Origin of the sequence: Acidovorax sp. (genome assembly GCF_047607405.1) — a bacterium.
GTDB lineage: Bacteria > Pseudomonadota > Gammaproteobacteria > Burkholderiales > Burkholderiaceae_C > Acidovorax.
Genome location: NZ_JASGDA010000091.1, coordinates 34,177 through 53,811, shown reverse-complemented (window position 1 = coordinate 53,811; position 19,635 = coordinate 34,177). Strand labels below are relative to the sequence as shown.

The window sequence follows — 19,635 nt, the reverse complement described above, 5'->3', positions numbered from 1 at the left end:
TGTGCTGGCCGATTCTCCAGCTTTCATCCATGAAAAAACACATCAACCGCCTGGGCGTTCGCACCGCGACGGCCCTTGCCGCCATGATTTTTGCCGCCAATGCGGCTTGGGCACTGGAGCCCTTCAAGGTGCAGGACATCCGTGTGGAGGGCCTGCAGCGCGTGGAGCCGGGCACCGTGTTCGCATCCATGCCCCTGCGCGTCGGCGACGACTACAACGATGAAAAGGGCGCGGCAGCCATCCGCGCCTTGTTCGGCCTGGGCCTGTTCAAGGACGTGCGCCTGGAGGCCAGCGGCAACGTGCTGGTGGTGGTGGTCGAAGAGCGCCCCACCGTCGCAGACGTGGACTTCGCGGGCACCAAGGAGTTCGACAAGGACGTGCTCAAGAAGGCCATGCGCGACGTGGGCCTCACCGAAGGCCGCCCCTACGACAAGGCGCTGACCGACCGCGCCGAGCAGGAACTCAAGCGCCAGTACATCAACAAAAGCCTGTACGGCGCCGAGGTCGTCACCACCGTGACCCCCATCGAGCGCAACCGTGTCAACCTGACCTTCACCGTCACCGAGGGCGACCCCGCCCGTATCAAGGAAGTGCGCATCGTCGGCAACAAGGCCTTCAGCGAATCCACGCTCAAGGGCCTGTTCGACCAGGATACCGGCGGATGGTTGAGCTGGTACACCAAGAGCGACCGCTACTCCCGTGCCAAGCTCAATGCCGACCTGGAAACCCTGCGCTCGTACTACCTGCAGCGCGGCTACCTCGAGTTCCGTGTGGACTCCACGCAGGTGGCGATTTCGCCCGACAAGCAGGACATCTCCATCACCGTCAACGTCACCGAGGGCGAGCGCTACGTGGTCTCCGGCGTCAAGCTGGAAGGCAACTACCTGGACCGCGAGGACGAGTTCAAGTCGCTGGTCAGCATCCGCGTGGGCGAGCCCTACAACGCCGACCAGGTGACGGAAACCACCAAGGCGTTCTCGGAGTATTTCTCGCGCTTCGGCTTCGCGTTCGCGCGGGTCGAGGCCGTGCCCGAGATCGACCGCGAGAACAACCGCGTCACCTTCGTCCTGCAGGCCGAGCCCTCGCGCCGCGCCTACGTGCGCCGCATCAACGTGAGCGGCAACAACCGCACGCGCGACGAAGTCATCCGCCGTGAATTCCGCCAGTACGAAGCCTCGTGGTACGACGGCGAGAAGATCCGCCTGTCGCGCGACCGCGTGGACCGGCTGGGCTTCTTCACCGAAGTGAACGTCGAGACGCAGGAAGTGCCCGGCTCGCCGGACCAGGTGGACCTGGTCATCAACGTGGCCGAAAAGCCCACCGGCTCGCTGCAGATGGGCGTGGGCTTCTCCAGCGCCGAAAAGATGTCGCTGTCGTTCGGCATCAAGCAGGAGAACATCTTCGGCTCGGGCAACTACCTGGGCATCGACGTCAACACCAGCAAGTACCGCCGCACGCTGGTGTTCAGCACCACCAACCCTTACTTCACACCCGAGGGCATCTCGCGCACGCTGGACGTGTACTACCGCACCGACAAGCCCTACGAGGACCAGGGCGGCAACTACGAGCTCGTGACCACCGGCACCTCGGTGCGCTTCGGCGTGCCCTTCACCGAGACGGACACGGTGTTCTTCGGCGGCGGCCTGGAGCAGACCAAGATCAAGTCCGGCACCAACATCCCGGCCACCTACCTGGCCTATGCCGACAAGTTCGGCTATACCAGCACCTCCATTCCCCTGACCATCGGCTGGTCGCGCGACGGCCGCGACAGTGCGCTGGCGCCCAATTCGGGCCGCTACCAGCGCCTGAACTCCGAATGGTCGGTGGCCGGGGATGCACGCTACGTGCGGGCCAACTACCAGTTCCAGCAGTACGTGCCGCTGAACAAGAAGTTCACGCTGGCGTTCAACAGCGAGCTGGGCATCGGCAAGGGGCTGAACGGGCGGCCGTTCCCGGTGTTCAAGAACTTCTACTCGGGGGGGCTGGGCTCGGTGCGCGGCTTCGACCAGGGCACGCTGGGGCCGCGCGACGTGACGGGTGCCTCGCTCGGCGGGCCGAAGAAGGTCACCCTCAACGCGGAGCTGATCACGCCGTTCCCCGGCGCGGGCAACGACCGCACCCTGCGCATGTTCACCTTCCTGGACGTGGGCAACGTGTACGGCGAAAACGAGAAAGTCACCTTCGACGACATGCGCGCGTCGGTGGGCCTGGGCCTGAGCTGGATTTCCCCGCTCGGCCCGCTGCGCCTGGCGTTCGCGCAACCGGTGCGCAAGTTCGCTGGCGATAAAATCCAAAAACTGCAATTCCAGATCGGAACATCCTTCTAATGAAATCCTTTTCCCGCCACATTTCCCTGACCCTGCTGCTCCTTGGCACGCTCGCCGCAGCGGCCCCCGTGCATGCGCAGGAAACCTTCCGCGCCGGGTTCGTGAACACCGACCGCATCTTCCGCGAAGCCAACACGGCCAAGGCTGCACAGGCCAAGCTCGAGCAGGAGTTCTCCAAGCGCGAAAAAGACCTGGTGGAGATGGGCAATTCCCTCAAGACCGCCAGCGAGAAGTTCGAGCGCGAGGCGCCCACCATGGCCGAAAGCCAGCGCACTGCGCGCCAGCGCCAACTGGTGGACCAGGACCGTGAATTCCAGCGCAAGCGCCGCGAGTTCCAGGAAGACCTGAGCACCCGCAAGAACGAGGAACTCTCGCAGGTGCTGGAGCGTGCCAACAAGGTCGTCAAGCAGGTGGCTGAGTCCGAGAAGTACGACGTGATCCTGCAAGAGGCCGTCTATATCAACCCCAAGCACGACATCACCGACAAGGTGATCAAGGCGCTCAATGCCAGTGCGGCAGCCAAGTAAGCCGCAGCAGCACTGGATGGGCCGCGCGTGAGCTTGCTCCTCGGGCACATTGTCGATGCGCTCGGTGGTTCGCTGGAGGGAGAGGGCGCATCGCGTGATGCCGTCATCTCCCGCATCGCGCCGCTGGAGGTGGCGGGCCCGGGGGACCTCAGCTTCCTGAGCAACCCGCGCTACCAGCAGCAACTGGCCGCCTCCCGGGCGGCCTGTGTCATTGTGGCGCCTGCCATGCGCGCGGCGGCCCTGGCGCGCGGCGCGTGCATCGTGGCCGACAACCCCTATGCCTATTTCGCGCGCGCCACGCAGCTCTGGCGGCGGCACGCGGCCCCTGCGGCGCAGGGCGGCGTGCATGCCAGCGCGGTGGTGCATCCGCACGCGCAGGTACACCCCACGGCCACCGTCGGGCCGCTGTGCGTGGTCGAGCGCGGCGCGCGCGTGGGCGAGGGCACGGTGCTCAAGTCGCGCGTCACCGTGGGCGAGGACTGCCGCATCGGCGCGCGCTGCATCGTGCATGCGGGCGTGGTGATCGGCGCGGACGGCTTCGGCTTCGCGCCCGAGAACGGCCAGTGGGTCAAGATCGAGCAACTGGGCGCCGTGCGCATCGGTGACGACGTGGAAATCGGTGCCAACACCTGCATCGACCGCGGGGCCTTGCAGGACACCGTGATCGAGGACGGCGTGAAGCTCGACAACCTGATCCAGGTGGGCCACAACGTGCGCATTGGTCGGCACTCGGCCATGGCCGGGTGCGTGGGCATCGCGGGCAGCGCCACCATTGGCGCGCATTGCACCGTGGGCGGCGGAGCCATCGTGCTGGGCCACCTCACGCTGGCGGACAACGTACACATCTCTGCCGCCACGGTGGTCACGCGCTCGCTCACGCAGCCGGGCCAGTACACCGGCATGTTCCCCATCGACGACAATGCGCGCTGGGAAAAGAACGCGGCAACACTCAAACAACTGCATGCCCTGCGCGAGCGCATCAAGGCGCTGGAGCAGGCGCTCAAGGCAGCATGAACGGAAGAACGACCCAATGATGGATATCCACGCAATTCTCAAGCAACTGCCGCACCGCTACCCGTTCCTGCTGGTGGACAGGGTGGTCGAACTGGAGCGCAACACGCGCATCAAGGCGATCAAGAACGTCACCTTCAACGAGCCGTATTTCATGGGCCACTTCCCGGGCCGTCCCGTGATGCCTGGCGTGCTCATCCTCGAAGCGCTGGCCCAGGCCGCCGGCCTGCTGGCGTTCGACGCCATGGGCCAGGTGCCCGATGAGAACAACATCTACTACTTCGTCGGCATCGACGGCGCGCGCTTCAAGCGCCCGGTGGAGCCGGGCGACCAACTGATTTTGACCATCACCATCGACCGCGTTCGCGGCGGCATCTGGAAGTTCAAGGGCATCGCCAGCGTGGGCGACGACGTGGCTTGCGAAGCCGAGCTGATGTGTACCATGCGCGCCGTGAATTGATGGAACACCCCCCTGAGTCGCTTCGCGCCTTCCCCCCGCTCTCGCATTGCTGCGCAATGCGGGCAGGGGGACGCAGCCAGCGCGGCGGGGCGGCCCTTGCGCGGCTGCTTGCGCATGGGCTGCGCCAGTCTCATGCGCAGCGCACGCTGCCGGGGGCAGTGGAAAACTAACATGTCTCAGATTCATCCGACAGCCATCGTTGCCGAAGGCGCATGCCTTCATCCCACAGTCGCCGTGGGGCCGTATGCCGTCATTGGCCCGCACGTGACCATTGGCGCGGGCACCACCGTGGGCGCGCACTGCGTGATCGAGGGCCACACCACCGTCGGCGCCGACAACCGCATCTTCCAGTTCGCCTCGCTGGGCGCCGTGCCGCAGGACAAGAAATACGCGGGCGAGCCGACGCGCCTCGTCATCGGCGACCGCAACACCATCCGCGAGTTCTGCACCTTCAACCTGGGCACGGCCCAGGACAAGGGCGTGACCACCATCGGCGACGACAACTGGATCATGGCCTACGTCCACATCGCGCACGACTGCGTGGTGGGCCACCAGACCACCATGTCCAACAACGTGACGCTGGCGGGCCACGTGGAAGTGGGCGACTGGGCCACCGTGGGCGGGCTGACGGGCGTGCTGCAGCGCATGCGCATCGGCGCGCACGCCATGGTGGGCTTTGCCAGCCATGTCAACAAGGACGTGCCGCCCTTCATGGTGGTGGACGGCAACCCGCTGGCCGTGCGGGGCGTGAACCTGGTGGGCCTGCGCCGCCGTGATTTCTCCGCCGAGTGCATCACGGCCATTCGCGAGATGCACAAGCTGCTGTACCGCCAGGGGCTGACGCTGGAGCAGGCCCGTGAGGCCATCCAGGCGCTGGCCGAACAGGTGCCCGATGCTGCGCAGGACGTGGCGCTGATGGACGGCTTCCTGGCCGCATCGGCCCAAGGTATCGCTCGCTGAAATCTATGAGTGGGTTGCAAGCGCCCCGCATTGCGATGGTGGCGGGTGAAGCTTCGGGCGACCTGCTCGCGGGCCTGCTGCTCGACGGCATGCGCGCCCAATGGCCCGCGTTGAACGCCCACGGCATCGGCGGCCCGCAGATGGAGCGGCGGGGCTTTGACGCCCGCTGGCCCAGCGAGCGGCTGGCGGTACACGGCTACAGCATGGAGGTGCTGCGCCGCCTGCGCGAGCTGCTGCGCATCCGCAAAACGCTGCGTGCTGACTTGCTGCAAAACCGCCCCGACGTGTTCATTGGCGTGGACGCCCCCGACTTCAACCTGGGCCTGGAGGCCGACTTGCGCGCCGCAGGCATCAAGACCGTGCATTTCGTCTGCCCGTCCGTCTGGGCCTGGCGCGCCGATCGGGTCGAGAAAATCCGCCGCAGCGCAGACCACGTGCTGTGCATCTTCCCGTTCGAGCCCGAGCTGCTGGCCCGCCACGGCATCGCCGCCACCTACGTGGGCCACCCGCTCGCCAACGTGATCCCCGTGGTGCCCGACCGCGCTGCGGCCCGCGCGCAGTTGGGTTTGCGTGACGAGGACGAGGTGCTGGCGATCCTGCCGGGCAGCCGCTCGTCCGAGATTGCCTACATCGCCCAACCCTTTTTTCAGGCCGCAGCGCTTATCCAGCAAGCACGACAAGCTATCAAATTGGTAGTGCCCGCCGTGCCGTCGCTCCAAGCGCGCATCGAGCAGGCAGCGCGTGCCTGCGGCCTGCGCGATGGCGCGGTGCAGATCGTCTCCGGCCAATCCCACACGGTGCTGGCCGCCTGCGACGCCACGCTGATCGCCAGCGGCACCGCCACGCTGGAGGCCGCGCTGTTCAAGCGCCCCATGGTCATCGGCTACCACATGCACCCGTTCAGTTGGTGGCTCATGCGCCGCAAGCAGTTGCAGCCTTGGGTGGGACTGCCCAACATCCTGTGCGGCGACTTCGTGGTGCCCGAGCTGATCCAGGACGCCGCCACGCCCCAGGCGCTGTGCGATGCCACGCTGCAATGGCTGGATGCGCGCAGGCACAATCCCGCCAAGATCGCGGCGCTGGAGCAGCGCTTTACCGAACTGCACCACACCCTGCAACGCAACACCCCCCAACTGGCTGCCGATGCGATCCGCCAAGTCCTCGCCCAAAAATCCGCCTGAGCAGGTCTGCCTTCCCTGGCACGCCCCTGGCCTCGTCGCCGGGGTGGACGAGGCCGGGCGCGGGCCGTTGGCGGGGCCGGTGGTGGCCGCAGCCGTCATCCTGGATGACTTGCACCCCATCGCCGGGCTGGCCGACTCCAAGAAGCTCACGCTCGCCCGGCGCGAAAAGCTCTACGACGAAATCCGCGCCAAGGCGCTGTGCTGCTGCATTGCCGAGGCCAGCGTGGAAGAGATCGACCGGCTCAACATCCTGCAAGCCACGCTGCTGGCCATGCAGCGCGCCGTGGCGGGCCTGCGCCTGAAACCCGCGCAGGTGCTGGTGGACGGCAACCGCCTGCCCCGGCTGGATGTGCCTGCCGAGGCCATCGTGAAGGGCGATGCGAAGGTGGCGGCCATCTCTGCCGCATCCATCCTCGCCAAAGTACACCGCGACCGCTGGTGCGCGCAGATCGACGCGGAGTTTCCGCACTACGGCTTTGCGGGCCACAAGGGCTACGGCACCGCAACGCACATGGCCGCGCTGCGCGAGCACGGGGCCTGCATACATCACCGCCGCTCGTTCGCGCCTGTGGCGCAATGCCTGTGAACGTCACCGCCATCCATTCGCGCGACAACGCCTTCGTGAAGGACTTGCGCCGCCTGGCGCAGGACAGCACGGCCTACCGCAAGCAGGGCCGCGTGTGGCTGGAGGGTGACCACTTGTGCAGTGCGGCGCTGGAGCGCGGGCAGCGCCCGACGGTGGCTGTGTTTTCAGAGTCTTTTTGGCCTCTAGCGCAGATGCAGTATGCACCAGCAGCTATTAAAACAATAGTAATGGCAGATGCCTTGTTTGCCGACATCAGCGCGCTGGAATCGCCCGCCCGCATGGGCTTCATCCTCGACCTGCCTGCGCCCCAGCCGCTGCGTGGCGACGCAGCCACCGTCGTGCTGGACCGTGTGCAGGATGCGGGCAACGTGGGCTCCATCCTGCGCAGCGCATCGGCCTTCGGGTTCCGGCAGGTGGCCGCCATCAAGGGCAGCGCCGCCCTGTGGTCGCCCAAGGTGCTGCGGGCAGGCATGGGCGCGCATTTCGGGCTGACCTTGATCGAAGGGCTGGAGCCGAGCGACCTGGACGCGCTGCAAGTGCCCTTGCTGGTGACGCACGTCCACGAAGGCGACTGGCTGCACCGCGCCGCGCTGCCCTGGCCCTGCGCCTGGGTGCTGGGGCACGAGGGGCAGGGCGTTTCGCCCGTGCTGGAGGCCAAGGCCGCGCAGCGCATCCGCATCGCCCAGCCGGGCGGTGAGGAGTCGCTGAACGTGGCGGCGGCGGCGGCCATCTGCCTGCACGCGAGCGGCACTGCGCGATAGGGTTATGCAGGGCTTGCATGGCTGGCGGTGAGGTCGCCAGGGCTATAATCAAGGGCTTTTCTCGCAACAGCGTCGCCCGATCGCACCCAAAGCAACAACCCATCTGAGAGCAGCCACCGGCACTTCGAGCGCATCCGCGTGTACGAGTGGCCTGCAGGCGCCGGGCGACCGTAACCATCCGGAGAACCCAGTGCTTTTGTCTCTCAAGGGAAGCTTCCCGCCCGCCATCCTGGCGCTTGCAGACGGCACGGTCTTTATCGGCAATTCGATCGGCGCCACCGGTGCCACCGTCGGCGAAGTGGTGTTCAACACCGCCATCACCGGCTACCAGGAAATCCTCACCGACCCGAGCTACTGCCAGCAGATCGTCACCCTGACGTACCCGCACATCGGCAACTACGGCGTCAACGCCGAGGACATCGAAGCCGACAAGGTCCATGCCGCAGGGCTGATCATCAAGGACCTGCCGCTGCTCGCCAGCAACTTCCGCAGCACCGAGACGCTGTCGCAGTACCTCGTGCGCCAGAACACCGTCGCCATCGCCGACATCGACACCCGCAAGCTCACGCGCCTGCTGCGCGACAAGGGCGCGCAGAACGGCGCCATCATCGGCCTGGCCGCCGGGCAGGCCGTCACGCAGGCGCTGATCGACGAAGCCATCGCCAAGGCCAAGGCCGCGCCCCACATGGCTGGGCTGGATCTCGCCAAGGTGGTCAGCACCCCGGCGCGCTACGAGTGGACGCAGACCGAATGGAAGCTGGGCTCGGGCTACGGCGAACTGACCCAACCCGCCTTCCACGTGGTGGCCTACGACTTCGGCGTGAAGAAGAACATCCTGCGCATGCTGGCCGAGCGCGGCTGCAAAGTCACCGTGGTGCCCGCGCAGACGCCCGCCGCCGACGTGCTGGCGATGCAGCCCGACGGCGTGTTCCTGTCCAACGGCCCCGGCGACCCAGAGCCCTGCGACTACGCCATTGAGGCCACGCGCACGCTGGTGGACAGCGGCCTGCCCGTCTTCGGCATCTGCCTGGGCCACCAGATCATGGCCCTGGCCGCAGGCGCCAAGACCTTCAAGATGCAGAACAGCCACCACGGCGCCAACCACCCCGTGAAGGACCTGGACACGGGCCGCGTCAGCATCACCAGCCAGAACCACGGCTTTGCGGTGGACATGGCGTCGCTGCCCGCGCACCTTCGCGCCACGCACGTGAGCCTGTTCGACGGCACGCTGCAGGGGCTGGAACACAAGGACAAGCCCGCGTTCTGCTTCCAGGGCCACCCCGAGGCATCGCCCGGCCCGCACGACATCGGCTACCTGTTCGACCGCTTCACCGCACTCATGACCCAGTACAAGGCAAAGGCCCAGCATGCCTAAGCGCACAGACATCCAGAGCATCCTCATCATCGGCGCGGGCCCCATCATCATCGGGCAGGCGTGCGAGTTCGACTACTCGGGCGTGCAAGCCTGCAAGGCGCTGCGCGAGGAGGGCTACAAGGTCATCCTCATCAACAGCAACCCCGCGACGATCATGACCGACCCGGCCACGGCCGACGTGACCTACATCGAGCCCATCACCTGGCAAACGGTCGAGAAGATCATCGCCAAGGAGCGCCCCGACGCGATCCTGCCCACCATGGGCGGCCAGACCGCGCTGAACTGCGCGCTCGACCTGTGGCGCCACGGCGTGCTCGACAAGTACAAGGTCGAGCTGATCGGCGCCACGCCCGAGGCCATCGACAAGGCCGAAGACCGCCTGAAGTTCAAGGACGCGATGACCAAGATCGGCCTGGGCTCGGCGCGCTCGGGCATCGCGCACAGCATGGACGAAGCCTGGGCGGTGCAGAAGAACGTGGGCTTCCCGACCGTCATCCGCCCCAGCTTCACGCTGGGCGGCACGGGCGGCGGCATCGCCTACAACCCGGAAGAGTTCGAGACCATCTGCAAGCGCGGTCTGGAAGCCTCGCCCACCAACGAACTGCTGATCGAGGAATCGCTGCTCGGCTGGAAGGAGTACGAGATGGAAGTCGTCCGCGACAAGGCGGACAACTGCATCATCATCTGCTCGATCGAAAACCTCGATCCCATGGGCGTCCACACGGGTGACTCGATCACCGTGGCACCGGCGCAGACGCTGACCGACAAGGAATACCAGATCATGCGCAACGCCAGCCTGGCGGTGCTGCGCGAGATTGGCGTGGACACGGGTGGCTCCAACGTGCAGTTCTCGGTGAACCCGAAGGACGGCCGCATGATCGTGATCGAGATGAACCCGCGCGTGTCGCGCTCGTCGGCGCTCGCGTCCAAGGCCACGGGTTTCCCGATCGCCAAGGTCGCGGCCAAGCTGGCCGTGGGCTACACGCTCGACGAGCTGAAGAACGAGATCACGGGCGGCGCGACGCCTGCGTCGTTCGAGCCCTCGATCGACTACGTGGTCACCAAGATCCCGCGCTTCGCGTTCGAGAAATTCCCCACGGCCGATTCGCGCCTGACCACGCAGATGAAGTCGGTGGGCGAGGTGATGGCTATGGGCCGTACCTTCCAGGAGTCGTTCCAGAAGGCGCTGCGCGGTCTGGAAGTCGGCGTGGACGGCATGAACGAGAAGACGCAGGACCGCGAACTGCTCGAAAAGGAACTCGGCGAGCCCGGCCCCGAGCGCATCTGGTACGTGGGCGATGCCTTCGCCATGGGCCTGAGCGTGGACGAGGTGCACGACCTTACCAAGATCGACAAATGGTTCCTGGTGCAGATCGAGGAGATCGTGAAGATCGAACTCGACCTGGACAAGCTCGTGGAAGACAAGGGCGACGCCGCGCTGGCCGCCCTGGACGCCGGCACGCTGCGCACGCTCAAGAAGAAGGGCTTCTCCGACCGGCGCCTCGCCAAGCTGCTCAAGACCAGCGAGAAGGCCGTGCGCGACGCGCGCCGGCTGCTTTCCGTGCGCCCGGTCTACAAGCGCGTGGACACCTGCGCGGCCGAGTTCGCCACCAACACCGCCTACATGTACTCGACCTACGAGGACGAGTGCGAGGCCGAGCCTACCGACAAGAAGAAGATCATGGTGCTCGGCGGCGGGCCGAACCGCATCGGCCAGGGCATCGAGTTCGACTACTGCTGCGTGCACGCGGCGCTGGCGATGCGCGAGGACGGCTACGAGACCATCATGGTCAACTGCAACCCCGAGACGGTCTCGACCGACTACGACACTTCCGACCGCCTGTACTTCGAGCCGCTCACGCTCGAAGACGTGCTGGAGATCGTGGACAAGGAAAAGCCCGCTGGCGTGATCGTGCAGTACGGCGGCCAGACGCCCCTGAAGCTCGCGCTGGGCCTGGAGGCCGAGGGCGTGCCCATCATCGGCACCAGCCCCGACATGATCGACGCGGCCGAGGACCGCGAGCGCTTCTCCGCGCTGCTGCATAGCCTGAGCTTGAAGCAACCGCCCAACGCCACGGCCCGCACCGAGGCCGAGGCGCTGGAAAAAGCCTCTTCCCTGGGCTACCCGCTCGTCGTGCGCCCCAGCTACGTGCTGGGCGGTCGCGCGATGGAAATCGTCCACGAGCAGCGCGACCTGGAGCGCTACATGCGCGAGGCCGTCAAGGTCAGCAACGACTCGCCCGTGCTGCTCGACCGCTTTCTGAACGACGCCATCGAGTGCGACGTGGATTGCCTGCGCGACCCCGAGGGCAAGGTCTTCATCGGCGGCGTGATGGAGCACATCGAGCAGGCGGGCGTCCACTCGGGCGACTCTGCGTGCTCGCTGCCGCCGTACTACCTGAAGCAAGCCACCATCGACGAACTCAAGCGCCAGACCGCCGCCATGGCCGAAGGGCTGAACGTGGTGGGCCTGATGAACGTGCAGTTCGCCATCCAGGAGAAAGACGGCCAGGACGTGATCTACGTGCTGGAGGTGAACCCGCGCGCATCGCGCACCGTGCCCTTCGTCAGCAAGGCCACCGGCATTCAACTGGCCAAGGTGGCAGCGCGCTGCATGGCGGGCCAGACGCTGGCATCGCAAGGCATCACCCGGGAAGTGACCCCGCCGTACTTCAGCGTGAAGGAAGCCGTGTTCCCCTTCGTCAAGTTCCCCGGCGTGGACACCATCCTCGGCCCCGAGATGAAGTCCACCGGCGAGGTGATGGGCGTGGGCAAGACCTTCGGCGAGGCGTTCGTCAAGAGCCAGTTGGGCGCGGGCACCAAGCTGCCGCGCTCGGGCAAGGTGTTCCTGACGGTGAAGAACAGCGACAAGCCCCGCGCCGTGGCGATTGCCCGCGAACTGGCGGGCATGGGCTTTGAGCTGGTGGCCACCAAGGGCACGGCAGCGGCGATCGAAGCCGCGGGCGTACCCGTCAAGGTGGTCAACAAGGTGACCGAAGGCCGCCCGCACATCGTGGACATGATGAAGAACGACGAGATTGCCATGGTCATCAACACCGTGGAAGAGCGCCGCAACGCCATCGCCGACAGCCGCGCCATCCGCACCAGCGCGCTGCTGGCGCGGGTGACCACCTTCACCACCATCTTCGGCGCCGAAGCGGCCGTGGAGGGCATGAAGTACCTCGACCAGCTCGACGTGTACTCGGTGCAGGAGTTGCACGCCCAGCTCGCGGCATAATCCGCCCATGACACGAAACCGCCGCACGGCAACGCGCGGCGGTTTCCCTTTTTTCAGGAGACTCCACACACCATGGCCACCATCCCCATCACCAAACGCGGCGCTGAGAAGCTCAAGGAAGAGCTGCACCGCCTCAAAACCGTGGACCGCCCCGCCGTCATCACCGCCATCGCCGAGGCGCGCGCTCAGGGCGACCTGAGCGAGAACGCCGACTACGACGCCGCCAAGGACCGCCAGGGCTTCATCGAAGGCCGCATCCAGGAGATCGAGGGCAAGCTCTCCGTCGCGCAGGTCATCGACCCGTGTACGGTGGACGGCGGCGGCAAGGTCGTCTTCGGCGCGACGGTGGAACTGGAGGACGAGGACACCGGCGACGCCGTGACCTACCAGATCGTGGGCGAGGACGAGGCGGACTTGAAGAAAGGCCTCATCAACATCAGCAGCCCCATTGCCCGCGCGCTCATCGGCAAGGAAGAGGGCGACACCGCCGAGGTGCAGGCCCCCGGCGGCATCCGCCGCTACGAGGTCGTGGCCGTGCGCTACCAGTGATGTACCAGCGCCTGCCCGTGCTGGCTGCGGCCTTGTGGTGGGGCAGCCTGTCGTCCATCGGCTTCGTGGCCGTGCCGCTGCTGTTCGCCCACCTGCCCACGCCTGCCATGGCGGGCCAGATGGCCGCCCAGCTGTTTGCGGCGCAGACTTACATTTCTATAGCAGCTTGCGCCTGTCTATTGGTGCTTTCAAAGCGAAAACATGCTGAAAAGCAAGAGGAATGGGCGCAAGCAGCTATGGTTTTCATAGTGCTTGGCCTGCTGCTGGCCTTGCTGGCGCAGTACGGCGTGGCCCCGCGCATCGTGGCGCGGCAGAACCTCAGGCTTTGGCACGGCGTGGGCACGGCCCTGTACGCTGCCCAGTGGCTGTGTGCGCTGGCCGTGCTGTGGCGCACGGCGCGGCGCTGACGGCCTTATTCAGTGTTGCCTCATTCGCGCCAGTGCTCGGCCACCCAGGCGGCGGGCTCGATGTGGCGAAAGCGCCGGTTGCGCCGCCCCGCCAGCGCATCGGGCGGGTTGCATTCCCCGTGGAAGATCACGATGCGCGCGCCGGGCGGCACCACCGGGGCCTTCCAGTAGTTGGCAGGCCAGCGCGGGATGCTGTGGTACTTGAAGCTCGGGCACCAGCTGCCGGGCCAGTAGGCCAGCTTGCCCTGGCGGTGCAGAAAGTCCGACAGGTACGCCTGCTCGTTGCGGAACTGGCGGCGTATTGCGTCGAAATGCCCCCGAAAGTATTCCAGCACGTCGGGGTGCGCGCCGATCTCGAACCGGTAAACGGACGAGTTGCCGGTGATGCGCCAGGGCCGCTTGTAGTCGTGGATGATGAGGAATTCGCCCGGCTGGGTGAAGAAATCATCCAGGCTGCCGGTGACGACCACGTCCACGTCCAGGAACAGGGCCGTGCCCTTGAGGCCGTGCAGGTCGGCGCTGAAGGTGGCCAGCTTGGTCCAGCCGCGTTCGGGGATGCCGGGGGGCAAGTCCAGCGGCGGGATCGGCAGGCACTGCACTTCGGCGCGAATGCCCGTGGCGTCGTCGGTGAGGCAGACGAAGCTGAAGTCGCCCGACAGGTGCCGCCGCACCATGGCATAGAGACGGTTCACGTACTCGGGGCCGTACTTGGTGCCCCACTTCATGCAAAGGATGTGGCGCTGGCCCATCAGTCGGCCTGGCCCTTTTTGACGGACTTCTGCTTGGGCTTCTTGGCGCGCTTGATCTGCCCGCCGGGCGTCAGGCGCTGGTTGCCCAGCACGCGCAGCTGCTTGACCTCGGGCCGCTGGCCGGGGCGACCAAATTTGAGCACTTTCACGTCGCGCGGGCCGGGCATGCGGTCTTCGTCCACCGCGCGCGCCTTGGGCGGCTGGGGCCGCCACAGCACCAGCAGCTTGCCGATGTGCTGGATGGGCGCGGCGTTCAGCTCGGCGGCCAGCTCCTGGTACATCAGTTCGCGGGCGGCGCGGTCGTCGCCGAACACGCGCACCTTGATGAGGCCGTGGGCATTCAGCGCGGCGTCGATCTCCTTCTTGACGGCGGGGGTCAGGCCGTCGCCGCCGATCAGGACCACGGGATCGAGGTGGTGGGCTTGGGCGCGGTGTTCCCGGCGCTCGGCGGGAGTCAGTTGGATTTGGGGCATGGGCCGTATTATCGAGGCAGGATGAAAGTCAACACCAAAAGCAAGAAGGTCAACAAGGCGTGGCTCAACGACCACGTCAACGACCCCTACGTCAAGCTCGCCCAGAAAGAGGGCTACCGCGCGCGCGCGGCCTACAAGCTCAAGGAGATCGACGAGCAGCTCGGTCTCGTCAAGCCCGGCTACACGGTGGTGGACCTGGGCAGCACGCCCGGCGCCTGGAGCCAGTACCTGCGCCGCCGCCTCTCGCCCAGCGGCGCGGCGGCGGGGCAGCTGAACGGCGCCATCATCGCGCTGGACATCCTGCCCATGGAGCCCATCGAGGGCGTCACCTATATCAACGGCGACTTCCGCGAGGCGGATGTGCTCGCGCAGCTCGAAGCAGCCCTGGCGGGCCGCGTGGTGGACGTGGTGGTGTCGGACATGGCGCCCAACCTCTCGGGCATCGCCTCGGCAGACGCCGCGCGCGTCGCCCACCTGGTGGAACTGGCGGTCGATTTCGCCAGCCAGCACCTCAAACCCGACGGCGCGCTGGTGGTCAAGCTGTTCCACGGCAGCGGCTACGACGACCTGGTGGCGCTGTTCCGGCAGACCTTCAAGGTGGTCAAGCCCTTCAAGCCCAAGGCGTCGCGCGACAAGTCGGCGGAGACCTTTCTGGTGGGCATGGGCCTGAAATAACGCTGCGAAATAACGCAGGCGGTGCCAGGGGGAATACAAATGGCTCTTTGGCTTGAAACGCCTAAAATGGGCCGCACATGCCTGCCATGACGGCAGTGTGTCCGTTTTCTCTCTCCCGCAACAGGAGCCCCGCTTGAACAATCAGTGGTTTTCAAAAATTGCCGTGTGGCTGGTCATCGCCATGGTGCTGTTCACGGTGTTCAAACAGTTCGACACCCGCACGGGCGCGAGCGCAGGCTACGTCGGCTACTCCGAGTTCCTGGAAGAAGTGCGCAGCAACCGCATCAAGAGCGCCACCATCCAGGAAGGACAGGGCGGCACCGAGATCGTCGCCGTCACCAACGATGAACGCAAGATCCGCACCACGGCCACCTATCTCGACCGGGGCCTGGTGGGCGACCTGATCAACAACAACGTCAAGTTCGACGTGAAGCCGCGCGAGGAAGGCTCGCTGCTCATGACCTTGCTCGTGAGCTGGGGCCCCATGCTGCTGCTGATCGGCGTGTGGGTGTATTTCATGCGCCAGATGCAGGGCGGCGGCAAGGGCGGCGCGTTCAGCTTCGGCAAGTCCAAGGCGCGCATGCTCGACGAGAACAACAACACCGTCACCTTCGCGGACGTGGCGGGCTGCGACGAGGCCAAGGAAGAAGTCAAGGAGGTCGTGGACTTCCTGAAAGACCCGCAGAAGTTCCAGAAGCTCGGCGGTCGCATTCCGCGCGGCCTGCTGCTGGTCGGCCCGCCCGGCACCGGCAAGACGCTGCTGGCCAAGTCCATCGCGGGCGAGGCCAAGGTGCCGTTCTTCAGCATCAGCGGCTCCGACTTCGTCGAGATGTTCGTCGGCGTGGGCGCGGCCCGCGTGCGCGACATGTTCGAGAACGCCAAGAAGAACGCCCCCTGCATCATCTTCATCGACGAAATCGACGCGGTGGGCCGCCAGCGCGGCGCGGGCCTGGGCGGCGGCAACGACGAACGCGAGCAGACGCTCAACCAGATGCTGGTCGAGATGGACGGCTTCGAGACCAACCTGGGCGTGATCGTGGTCGCCGCCACCAACCGCCCCGACATCCTGGACGCCGCCCTGCTGCGCCCGGGCCGCTTCGACCGCCAGGTCTATGTGACGCTGCCCGACATCCGTGGCCGCGAGCAGATCCTGAACGTCCACATGCGCAAGATCCCCATCGGCCAGGACGTGAACGCCGCCGTCATCGCGCGCGGCACGCCCGGCATGAGCGGCGCCGACTTGGCCAACCTGTGCAACGAGGCCGCCCTGATGGCCGCGCGCCGCAACGCCCGCACCGTGGAGATGCAGGACTTCGAGAAGGCCAAGGACAAGATCATCATGGGCCCCGAGCGCAAGAGCATGGTCATGCCCGAGGAGGAGCGCCGCAACACCGCCTACCACGAGGCAGGCCACGCCCTCATCGGCAAGCTTTTACCTAAGTGCGACCCGGTCCACAAGGTGACCATCATCCCGCGTGGCCGCGCCCTGGGCGTGACCATGAGCCTGCCCGAGCAGGACCGCTACAGCTACGACCGCGAGTACATGCTCAACCAGATCGCCATGCTGTTCGGCGGTCGCATCGCCGAGGAAGTGTTCATGAACCAGATGACCACCGGCGCCAGCAACGACTTCGAGCGCGCCACGCACATCGCGCGCGACATGGTCATGAAGTACGGCATGACCGACGCGCTGGGCCCCATGGTCTATGCCGAGGACGAGGGCGAGGTCTTTTTGGGCCGCTCCGTCACGCGCACCAACAACGTGTCCAGCTCCACGCTGCTGAAGATCGAGACGGAAATCCGCCGCATCATCGACGAGCAGTACGCCCTGGCGCGCCGCCTCATCGAGGAGAACAGCGACAAGATGCACGCCATGGCCAAGGCCATGCTCGAATGGGAAACCATCGACGCCGAGCAGCTCGACGACATCATGGCGGGCAAGGAGCCGCGCCCGCCCAAGGACTGGACGCCGCGCACGCCCCCCTCGTCGGGCGGCGACAGTTCCAGCGGCGGCACGCCCGCTGTGAATACCGACACCGCGCCTTCGGCGGCCTGAGGGGCGCCCCAGGCACAACATGAACGGGGCCTTGCGGCCCCGTTTTTCGTCAATAACCCCCGCATGTTCTGGCAGACCGCCCGCTACCGCCTCGACCTGGCGCGCCCGCAGGTCATGGGCATCGTCAACGCCACGCCCGACTCGTTTTCCGACGGCGGGCGCCACGCCAGCGCATCCGCCGCGCTGCGGCACTGCGAGCAGCTGCTGAAGGACGGCGCCGACATCCTGGACATCGGCGGCGAATCCACGCGCCCCGGCAGCCCGCCCGTGCCGCTCGACGAAGAACTGGCCCGCGTGCTGCCCGTGCTGCGCGGCGCGGTGGGCCTGGGCGTGCCGGTGTCCGTGGACACCTACAAGAGCGAGGTCATGCGCGCCGCGCTCGACCTGGGTGCCGACATCGTCAACGACGTGTGGGCGCTGCGCCAGCCCGGCGCCGCGCAGGCCGTGGCTGCGCACCCCTGCTGCGGCGTGTGCCTGATGCACATGCACGGCGACCCAGAGACCATGCAGGCCGCGCCCATGCAGGGCGATGCCGTGCCACAGGCGCTATCATTTTTAGAGCTATCTGCCCAATCCCTGCAAGCGCTGGGGGTCGAAAAGGATCGTATTGCCATCGACCCCGGCATCGGCTTCGGCAAGACGGTGCAGCAGAACTTCGCGCTGCTGGCGCGGCAGCGCGAGCTGCTGGCGCCGGGCTACCCGTTGCTGGCGGGCTGGTCGCGCAAGTCGTCGCTGGGCGCAGTCACGGGGCTGGCGGTGGATGACCGCCTGGCCCCCAGCGTGGCCGCCGTCGTGCTGGCCGTGGAGCGCGGCGCGCGCATCGTGCGCGTACACGACGTGCGCGAGACGGTGGCGGCGCTGGCCGTCTGGAACGCCATGAACAACACGCCACCACAACAACCAGGAGAACCCCACCCATGACCCGCCAATACTTCGGCACCGACGGCATCCGCGGCACCGTGGGCCAGCCGCCCATCACGCCCGACTTCGTGCTGCGCCTGGCCCACGCCGTGGGCCGCGTGCTGCGCCGCACCGAGGAGCGCCCCACGGTGCTCATCGGCAAGGACACGCGCATCTCGGGCTACATGCTGGAGAGCGCGCTCGAATCCGGCTTCAACTCCGCCGGTGTCGATGTGGTGCTGCTGGGGCCCCTGCCCACGCCGGGCGTTGCCTACCTGACCCGCGCGCAGCGCGCCAGCCTGGGCGTGGTCATCAGCGCCAGCCACAACCCGTACCCCGACAACGGCATCAAGTTCTTCAGCGCCCAGGGCACCAAGCTGCCCGACGCCTGGGAGCAGGCCGTGGAAGCCGCGCTGAACGAGCCGCCCGTGTGGGCCGACTCGGCCAGCCTGGGCAAGGCCCGGCGCCTGGACGACGCGGCGGGCCGCTACATCGAGTTCTGCAAGAGCACCTTCGCGCAGGACCTCACCCTGCGCGGCCTGAAGATCGTGGTGGACGCCGCCCATGGCGCGGCCTACCAGGTGGCGCCCAAGGTGTTCCACGAGCTGGGGGCCGAGGTGATTTCCATCGGCTGCGCGCCCGACGGCCTCAACATCAACCGCGACGTGGGTGCCACGCACCCCGACGCGCTGGCGCGCGCCGTGAAGGCCAACCGTGCGGACTTTGGCATCGCCCTGGACGGCGACGCCGACCGCCTGCAGATGGTGGACGCCACGGGTCGCCTGTACAACGGCGACGAGCTGCTGTACCTGATGGCCGCCGACCGCCTGGGCCGCGACGAGCACGTGCCTGGCGTGGTCGGCACGCTGATGACCAACATGGCCGTCGAAGTGGCGCTGCGGGATCGCGGCGTGAAGTTCGTGCGCGCCAAGGTGGGCGACCGCTACGTGCTGGAAGAGCTGTCCCGCCACGGCTGGGTGCTGGGCGGCGAGGGCTCGGGCCACCTGCTGGCGCTGGACCGCCACACCACGGGCGACGGCCTGGTGAGCGCGCTGCAGGTGCTGCAAGCCTGCGTGCGCAGCGGGCAGACGCTGGCGCAGCTGCTGGCGGGCGTCACGCTGTTCCCGCAGGTGCTGCTGAACGTGCGCCTGGCCCCGGGCCTGGACTGGAAGGCCAACCGTGTGCTGGCCGACGCCACGCGCGCTGTCGAGCAAGAGTTGGGCGCATCGGGCCGCGTGCTCATCCGCGCCAGCGGCACCGAGCCGCTGCTGCGCGTGATGGTCGAGGCGCGCGACGCCCAGCAGGCCAGCGCCTGCGCGCAGCGCCTGGCCGACGCGGCCCGCGCCGGTGGATGATTTGCTATTGAATAGATAGCTGCTCGCGCTTGCTGGATAATCGCT

18 protein-coding genes are annotated in these 19,635 nt (G+C 66.8%); 16 read left to right on the top strand and 2 right to left on the bottom strand.

Annotated features, from left to right (window positions below):
- Positions 1 to 29: 29 nt before the first annotated feature.
- The 12 genes from bamA to QM569_RS10970 all read left to right on the top strand — a co-directional run bounded on the left by bamA (position 30) and on the right by QM569_RS10970 (position 13,382).
- Complete coding sequence (bamA, locus tag QM569_RS11025; RefSeq protein WP_414987278.1) at positions 30 to 2,327, top strand: outer membrane protein assembly factor BamA; 2,298 nt, start codon at positions 30 to 32, stop codon at positions 2,325 to 2,327.
- Positions 2,327 to 2,854: an OmpH family outer membrane protein gene (locus tag QM569_RS11020; RefSeq protein ID WP_414987277.1), complete on the top strand. Its 528-nt coding sequence runs from the start codon at positions 2,327 to 2,329 to the stop codon at positions 2,852 to 2,854. Before bamA ends, QM569_RS11020 begins: the two co-directional genes overlap by 1 nt.
- A 27-nt stretch (positions 2,855 to 2,881) precedes the next feature.
- The gene (lpxD, locus tag QM569_RS11015; RefSeq protein ID WP_414987276.1) at positions 2,882 to 3,868 is read left to right on the top strand and encodes a UDP-3-O-(3-hydroxymyristoyl)glucosamine N-acyltransferase; all 987 of its coding nucleotides are present in this window, start codon (positions 2,882 to 2,884) and stop codon (positions 3,866 to 3,868) included.
- A 16-nt stretch (positions 3,869 to 3,884) separates the two neighbouring features.
- Positions 3,885 to 4,325 carry a 3-hydroxyacyl-ACP dehydratase FabZ gene (gene fabZ, locus QM569_RS11010; RefSeq protein ID WP_414987275.1) on the top strand — a complete coding sequence of 147 codons (441 nt, stop codon included), beginning with the start codon at positions 3,885 to 3,887 and terminating at the stop codon, positions 4,323 to 4,325.
- A 171-nt stretch (positions 4,326 to 4,496) separates the two neighbouring features.
- On the top strand, positions 4,497 to 5,285 hold the full coding sequence (gene lpxA, locus QM569_RS11005) for an acyl-ACP--UDP-N-acetylglucosamine O-acyltransferase (RefSeq protein ID WP_414987274.1): 789 nt from the start codon (positions 4,497 to 4,499) through the stop codon (positions 5,283 to 5,285).
- Between the two features lie 5 nt (positions 5,286 to 5,290).
- Positions 5,291 to 6,466, top strand: coding sequence for a lipid-A-disaccharide synthase (gene lpxB / locus QM569_RS11000; protein WP_414987273.1), 1,176 nt, complete (start codon positions 5,291 to 5,293; stop codon positions 6,464 to 6,466).
- Positions 6,429 to 7,052 carry a ribonuclease HII gene (rnhB, locus tag QM569_RS10995; RefSeq protein WP_414987272.1) on the top strand — a complete coding sequence of 208 codons (624 nt, stop codon included), beginning with the start codon at positions 6,429 to 6,431 and terminating at the stop codon, positions 7,050 to 7,052. The genes lpxB and rnhB overlap by 38 nt, the downstream gene beginning before the upstream one ends.
- Positions 7,043 to 7,813 (top strand): TrmH family RNA methyltransferase, encoded by a 771-nt coding sequence (locus QM569_RS10990; protein ID WP_414987271.1) that lies wholly within the window; start codon positions 7,043 to 7,045, stop codon positions 7,811 to 7,813. The genes rnhB and QM569_RS10990 overlap by 10 nt, the downstream gene beginning before the upstream one ends.
- A 190-nt stretch (positions 7,814 to 8,003) precedes the next feature.
- Entirely contained in the window at positions 8,004 to 9,188 is a 1,185-nt protein-coding gene (carA, locus tag QM569_RS10985) for a glutamine-hydrolyzing carbamoyl-phosphate synthase small subunit (protein ID WP_414987270.1), read from the top strand.
- Entirely contained in the window at positions 9,181 to 12,426 is a 3,246-nt protein-coding gene (carB, locus tag QM569_RS10980) for a carbamoyl-phosphate synthase large subunit (RefSeq protein ID WP_414987269.1), read from the top strand. The genes carA and carB overlap by 8 nt, the downstream gene beginning before the upstream one ends.
- 72 nt (positions 12,427 to 12,498) lie before the next feature.
- Complete coding sequence (gene greA, locus QM569_RS10975) at positions 12,499 to 12,975, top strand: transcription elongation factor GreA (RefSeq protein WP_414987268.1); 477 nt, start codon at positions 12,499 to 12,501, stop codon at positions 12,973 to 12,975.
- Positions 12,975 to 13,382, top strand: coding sequence for a DUF4149 domain-containing protein (locus QM569_RS10970; RefSeq protein ID WP_414987267.1), 408 nt, complete (start codon positions 12,975 to 12,977; stop codon positions 13,380 to 13,382). The genes greA and QM569_RS10970 overlap by 1 nt, the downstream gene beginning before the upstream one ends.
- A gap of 20 nt (positions 13,383 to 13,402) precedes the next feature.
- Here the strand turns inward: QM569_RS10970 and QM569_RS10965 are convergent, their stop codons facing one another.
- Both QM569_RS10965 and QM569_RS10960 read right to left on the bottom strand, forming a co-directional pair.
- Positions 13,403 to 14,131, bottom strand: coding sequence for a glycosyltransferase (locus QM569_RS10965; protein WP_414987266.1), 729 nt, complete (start codon positions 14,129 to 14,131; stop codon positions 13,403 to 13,405).
- Positions 14,131 to 14,604: a YhbY family RNA-binding protein gene (locus QM569_RS10960; protein ID WP_414987265.1), complete on the bottom strand. Its 474-nt coding sequence runs from the start codon at positions 14,602 to 14,604 to the stop codon at positions 14,131 to 14,133. Before QM569_RS10960 ends, QM569_RS10965 begins: the two co-directional genes overlap by 1 nt.
- Positions 14,605 to 14,625: 21 nt before the next feature.
- Here QM569_RS10960 and QM569_RS10955 point away from each other — a divergent pair, with 21 nt between their 5' ends.
- The 4 genes from QM569_RS10955 to glmM all read left to right on the top strand — a co-directional run bounded on the left by QM569_RS10955 (position 14,626) and on the right by glmM (position 19,590).
- Positions 14,626 to 15,279: an RlmE family RNA methyltransferase gene (locus QM569_RS10955; RefSeq protein WP_414987264.1), complete on the top strand. Its 654-nt coding sequence runs from the start codon at positions 14,626 to 14,628 to the stop codon at positions 15,277 to 15,279.
- A gap of 133 nt (positions 15,280 to 15,412) precedes the next feature.
- Entirely contained in the window at positions 15,413 to 17,335 is a 1,923-nt protein-coding gene (gene ftsH / locus QM569_RS10950; RefSeq protein ID WP_414987263.1) for an ATP-dependent zinc metalloprotease FtsH, read from the top strand.
- Positions 17,336 to 17,398: 63 nt separating this feature from the next.
- On the top strand, positions 17,399 to 18,256 hold the full coding sequence (folP, locus tag QM569_RS10945) for a dihydropteroate synthase (RefSeq protein ID WP_414987262.1): 858 nt from the start codon (positions 17,399 to 17,401) through the stop codon (positions 18,254 to 18,256).
- Complete coding sequence (glmM, locus tag QM569_RS10940) at positions 18,253 to 19,590, top strand: phosphoglucosamine mutase (protein WP_414987261.1); 1,338 nt, start codon at positions 18,253 to 18,255, stop codon at positions 19,588 to 19,590. The genes folP and glmM overlap by 4 nt, the downstream gene beginning before the upstream one ends.
- Positions 19,591 to 19,635 lie beyond the last annotated feature (45 nt).

Excerpts from the sequence above, each read along its gene's own strand:
- QM569_RS10990 (WP_414987271.1), top strand. The coding sequence starts at position 7,043 with ATGCCTGTGAACGTCACCGCCATCCATTCGCGCGACAACGCCTTCGTG.
- QM569_RS11020 (WP_414987277.1), top strand. The coding sequence starts at position 2,327 with ATGAAATCCTTTTCCCGCCACATTTCCCTGACCCTGCTGCTCCTTGGC.
- QM569_RS10960 (WP_414987265.1), bottom strand. The coding sequence starts at position 14,604 with ATGCCCCAAATCCAACTGACTCCCGCCGAGCGCCGGGAACACCGCGCC.
- fabZ (WP_414987275.1), top strand. The coding sequence starts at position 3,885 with ATGATGGATATCCACGCAATTCTCAAGCAACTGCCGCACCGCTACCCG.
- carB (WP_414987269.1), top strand. The coding sequence starts at position 9,181 with ATGCCTAAGCGCACAGACATCCAGAGCATCCTCATCATCGGCGCGGGC.
- glmM (WP_414987261.1), top strand. The coding sequence starts at position 18,253 with ATGACCCGCCAATACTTCGGCACCGACGGCATCCGCGGCACCGTGGGC.
- folP (WP_414987262.1), top strand. The coding sequence starts at position 17,399 with ATGTTCTGGCAGACCGCCCGCTACCGCCTCGACCTGGCGCGCCCGCAG.
- greA (WP_414987268.1), top strand. The coding sequence starts at position 12,499 with ATGGCCACCATCCCCATCACCAAACGCGGCGCTGAGAAGCTCAAGGAA.
- bamA (WP_414987278.1), top strand. The coding sequence starts at position 30 with ATGAAAAAACACATCAACCGCCTGGGCGTTCGCACCGCGACGGCCCTT.
- lpxA (WP_414987274.1), top strand. The coding sequence starts at position 4,497 with ATGTCTCAGATTCATCCGACAGCCATCGTTGCCGAAGGCGCATGCCTT.
- rnhB (WP_414987272.1), top strand. The coding sequence starts at position 6,429 with ATGCGATCCGCCAAGTCCTCGCCCAAAAATCCGCCTGAGCAGGTCTGC.
- QM569_RS10970 (WP_414987267.1), top strand. The coding sequence starts at position 12,975 with ATGTACCAGCGCCTGCCCGTGCTGGCTGCGGCCTTGTGGTGGGGCAGC.
- QM569_RS10965 (WP_414987266.1), bottom strand. The coding sequence starts at position 14,131 with ATGGGCCAGCGCCACATCCTTTGCATGAAGTGGGGCACCAAGTACGGC.
- QM569_RS10955 (WP_414987264.1), top strand. The coding sequence starts at position 14,626 with ATGAAAGTCAACACCAAAAGCAAGAAGGTCAACAAGGCGTGGCTCAAC.
- lpxB (WP_414987273.1), top strand. The coding sequence starts at position 5,291 with ATGAGTGGGTTGCAAGCGCCCCGCATTGCGATGGTGGCGGGTGAAGCT.